Origin of the sequence: Planktothrix serta PCC 8927, assembly GCF_900010725.2 — a bacterium.
Classification (GTDB): domain Bacteria; phylum Cyanobacteriota; class Cyanobacteriia; order Cyanobacteriales; family Microcoleaceae; genus Planktothrix; species Planktothrix serta.
In genome coordinates this window covers 1-3,655 of sequence record NZ_LR734853.1, presented here as the reverse complement: position 1 = coordinate 3,655, position 3,655 = coordinate 1, and the positions used below count along the sequence as shown (strand labels likewise).

4 protein-coding genes are annotated in these 3,655 nt (G+C 39.2%); 3 read left to right on the top strand and 1 reads right to left on the bottom strand.

Annotated features, from left to right (window positions below):
- Positions 1-216: 216 nt before the first annotated feature.
- Positions 217-1,275 carry a glycosyltransferase family 4 protein gene (locus tag PL8927_RS07335; protein WP_083619109.1) on the top strand — a complete coding sequence of 353 codons (1,059 nt, stop codon included), beginning with the start codon at positions 217-219 and terminating at the stop codon, positions 1,273-1,275.
- Between the two features lie 89 nt (positions 1,276-1,364).
- On the opposite strand, the gene PL8927_RS07330 is transcribed toward PL8927_RS07335, so the two are convergent.
- Complete coding sequence (locus tag PL8927_RS07330; RefSeq protein WP_083619107.1) at positions 1,365-2,057, bottom strand: YdcF family protein; 693 nt, start codon at positions 2,055-2,057, stop codon at positions 1,365-1,367.
- 66 nt (positions 2,058-2,123) lie between these two features.
- Here PL8927_RS07330 and PL8927_RS07325 point away from each other — a divergent pair, with 66 nt between their 5' ends.
- The gene (locus tag PL8927_RS07325) at positions 2,124-2,483 is read left to right on the top strand and encodes a hypothetical protein (RefSeq protein ID WP_083619105.1); all 360 of its coding nucleotides are present in this window, start codon (positions 2,124-2,126) and stop codon (positions 2,481-2,483) included.
- Between the two features lie 84 nt (positions 2,484-2,567).
- Positions 2,568-3,655, top strand: a 1,088-nt coding sequence (locus PL8927_RS07320; RefSeq protein WP_197047345.1) for an efflux RND transporter permease subunit, incomplete at its 3' end; no start/stop codon positions are given.

Below are 3,655 nucleotides of genomic sequence, written 5' to 3'. Positions count from 1 at the left end.
TCCCCCTTTTTAAGGGGGATTTAGGGGGATCTAATCTGGGCTATAATTCAGAGGTTTTCGGCTTAAGTTGACACCCATGCGTGCCACGGCGCGTCTCTCTCCACTTAGGTTTTTCTGGTTTCCAGTTTCCCAATTTCAATTTTTTTGTGATAAATGATCCCAAATGTAGTAGACTCTGGCTGACACTTGAAGAACATTTTGCACCTATAACCTCAGATGCCCCACCATCTGTACCATCTCCTGGCTTTTATTATTTCGGCTCTAGTTGTAATCTGGAGTACCCCGATTGTTAAGAAAATCGCCATCCGTTCAGGACGAGTTGATTTACCCAATGATCGCAAAGTTCATCAACAACCGATGGTGCGCTTAGGTGGCGTTTCCATCTTTGCTGGAGCCTTAATTGCTCTATTATTTGTTTGGATATCCGGTGGCTTTATTGATGCCACAGGTAAACCCTTAAGTTCAGAAGCTGAATATGAAATTTGGGGCGTGACCCTCGGAGGCATTGCCTTTTTTCTGATTGGTTTAGCCGATGATCTCTTTAGTTTATCTCCCCTAACTCGCCTATTATTACAAACCGGAGTCGCTAGTCTGGCTTGGTGGGTCGGTGTCCGCATCGACTTTTTAACTATTCCTTATTTCGGTTTAGTTCATATTGGATGGTTGAGTCTACCCATTACGATTGTTTGGTTAGTGGGGATGACAAATGCGATTAATTGGATTGATGGTTTAGACGGACTGGCGGCGGGTGTTTGTGGAATTGCCGCCGTTGTCATGTTAATAGTAAGTTTATTTATGAATCAACCTGCTGCGGCATTAATTGCGGCGGCATTAGCTGGGAGTGCATTAGGATTTCTTCGATATAATTTTAATCCGGCTCAAATTTTTATGGGGGATGGTGGCGCCTATTTCATGGGATTTACCCTCGCTGGAGTTGGGGTGATTGGTTTAGTTAAAATAACAGCCGTTACCTCTGTTATTCTTCCCTATTTAATTTTAGCGGTTCCGATTTTAGATATGTCTGCGGTCATTTTAGATCGAATTCGCCATGGGAAATCTCCTTTTATTGCGGATAAACGCCATCTCCATCATCGACTATTAGACGCAGGTTTATCTCAACGTAGAACGGTATTATTTATCTATTCTTTAACCCTTTGGGTAGGAAGTTTAGCCCTCGCTTTTTCAGGAATACCCAGTGGTTTAGCCTATGCTTTGGGTGCAACCGGATTATTAGGTTATACCAGTTGGCAAGCGTTAAAACGAGTTAGATTGTAATAATCTCTAGGCTTGTCACTCAAGCAAAGACCCAGGAAAGGGAAGGTTAAGGAAATATAAATATTATCATTACCCTAAAAATCAATCTTTCAAGGACAAATTGATTTGCGGTCAATATGACTTTGATGTTCACAGGAGAATTTTTCCTGACACCACTTTTTAAGATTTACTTCCTGAAGCTGAATAAAATTAGAACAGGAGGGTTGAATCACTTGACTTGCTAAGGCCCATAAAAAAGTTCGGGTTACATCCAGTCCTGTTTTTAGCCACAATTCTTGATTAGCAGGAATCCCAGTTTCTTTTACTGTTTCTACATCTACCCAAATTCCATGAGATCCTAACATGATTTGAGCCATCCATTTTGCACGGGGTAAATGACTCCCAGAAGTGATTAATTTAACATGATGAGCGTGCCATTTGCTGAGAATGGGTTGACTGTAAACAAAATTATCAAAGGTAGAATTAGCACACTTTTCTAACCAAACTTTTTGTGTTGGTGCTTGTTCCCGTTCAAATAATTTTACAATACAAGGATCATCTGATCCCGTTGAGATTAAAATGCGAATATCAGGATATTGTTTTGCCAGTTGGGTGACATACATTTCCCGGCGAATACTTCCCCCCAAGACAAAAAATGTATCTACCGGTTGTTGAGAAGCCAGAGACAACCCTTGCATTTGATTCCAGACACTACTCAACAACGCAATTAACACAATCACTGCGCTGAGGAATAAAATTTTTAGACAGAATCTGTGTTTAAATTGTAGGCGTTGCCAATTCATCTGGGAGTACCATTCTCGCTCTGATTGTAAATCAAAAGTTGCTCTATCATTTAGAACTCATCCGCTATGAATATTATCAATCCTTTTGTCGTTATTAGTCTATTTTCTTTTACATTATTCTTTGGGTTTGGACTTTATCCGGTTTCAAGTTTTGCCCAAAATCATCCCACTCCAGCAAAACCTAAATATCAATATCCCCAAGAAATTGTTAATGCTTATATTAGCAGTTGTCGTCAACGCAGTATTGAGGAAGGTTTAACTGAACAACAGGCGAAAACGGTCTGTCAGTGTACGATTAATCAATTTCAATCTCAGTACAGTTTTGAGCAATTTATAAAAATTTATACGCAAGCTCAAAAAACAAAAGAATCCCCCGATGAGTTTGTGGATGTAGGTATTGAATGTGCAACAAATTTGCTCAAATAAACTAATATTGAGGGTTAACGGTTAATTGTTAACCTTCAAGGATACAATAAAAAGTTTAAACATTATCCCCTGTCAACACCTCTTATGATTCAGTCTCCTCTAAAACCTGCTGTGCGAGAACGGTTCAATATTTCTCGTGTCTGTATTGCTCATCCTCGAATTGCAATTGGGTTTTGGATTGGGGTAATTGTAGCAGGAATTGTGGCATTTAGTAGCCTCAAATATGCCTTATTTCCAGAGGTAACTTTTCCGGTGGTTGTGGTTAGTACCACTGCACCCCTTACTACCGCAACGGAAACAGAATTAAGTGTTACTTTACCCATAGAAACCGGGGTAAAATCCATTGAAGGAGTCTATGATTTGCGGTCATCGACTTATGCGGGTCGGAGTATTATTAGTTTAGCATTTTTAGTGGGGACGAGTTTAGAATCCTCTACTAATCAGGTAGAAACGGCTTTAAAAACCATTCAATTACCGCCAAAAACGACTTATAATGTGATTCCTTTAAACTTAAATGAATCAACGGCGATTACCTACGCGATTCAAAGTGAAAACCTAACCTTAAAAGAATTAACAACCCTGACCAAATCCGAAATTATTCCTCAACTTAAAGTGTTACCTGGGGTATTAAAAGTTAATCTATTAGGGGATGGTTTGGCGAGGGAAACAAAAAAGGATATTGCCTCTTTATCCAGTTCTCAAACGTTAATTCCAGACCCACCAACGTTAGTTCGATATAATGGTGAAAATGTGTTAGCGGTTCAAGTGGTAAAACGCAGCAATGCTAATACTTTAGAAGTGGTGAATCAGGTTGAAAATACTGTTGATAGAGTACAACAAAATTTACAAAATGTCAAGCTAATTTTAGCCGAAACCCAAGCAGATTATATTAGAAAAGCAACCCGTTCTACGATTAATGAATTATTGTTAGCCGTTGTTTTAGCAATTGCGGTTGTATTCCCCTTTTTAAGAAATTTTAGAGCGACTTTAATCACCGCTTTAGCCATTCCCACTTCCCTATTAGGAACCTGTATTGTGATGGCAATTGCTGGATTTAACCTAGAAACAATTACATTATTAGCATTAGCATTAGTGATTGGAATTGTCATTGATGATGCTATTGTTGATGTGGAGAATATTGCCCGATTAATTGATGCGGGAGAAAATCCCAG

Bases quoted from the DNA above. Each gene is read 5' to 3' on its own strand.
- PL8927_RS07325 (WP_083619105.1), top strand. From the start codon at position 2,124: ATGAATATTATCAATCCTTTTGTCGTTATTAGTCTATTTTCTTTTACA.
- PL8927_RS07330 (WP_083619107.1), bottom strand. From the start codon at position 2,057: ATGAATTGGCAACGCCTACAATTTAAACACAGATTCTGTCTAAAAATT.
- PL8927_RS07335 (WP_083619109.1), top strand. From the start codon at position 217: ATGCCCCACCATCTGTACCATCTCCTGGCTTTTATTATTTCGGCTCTA.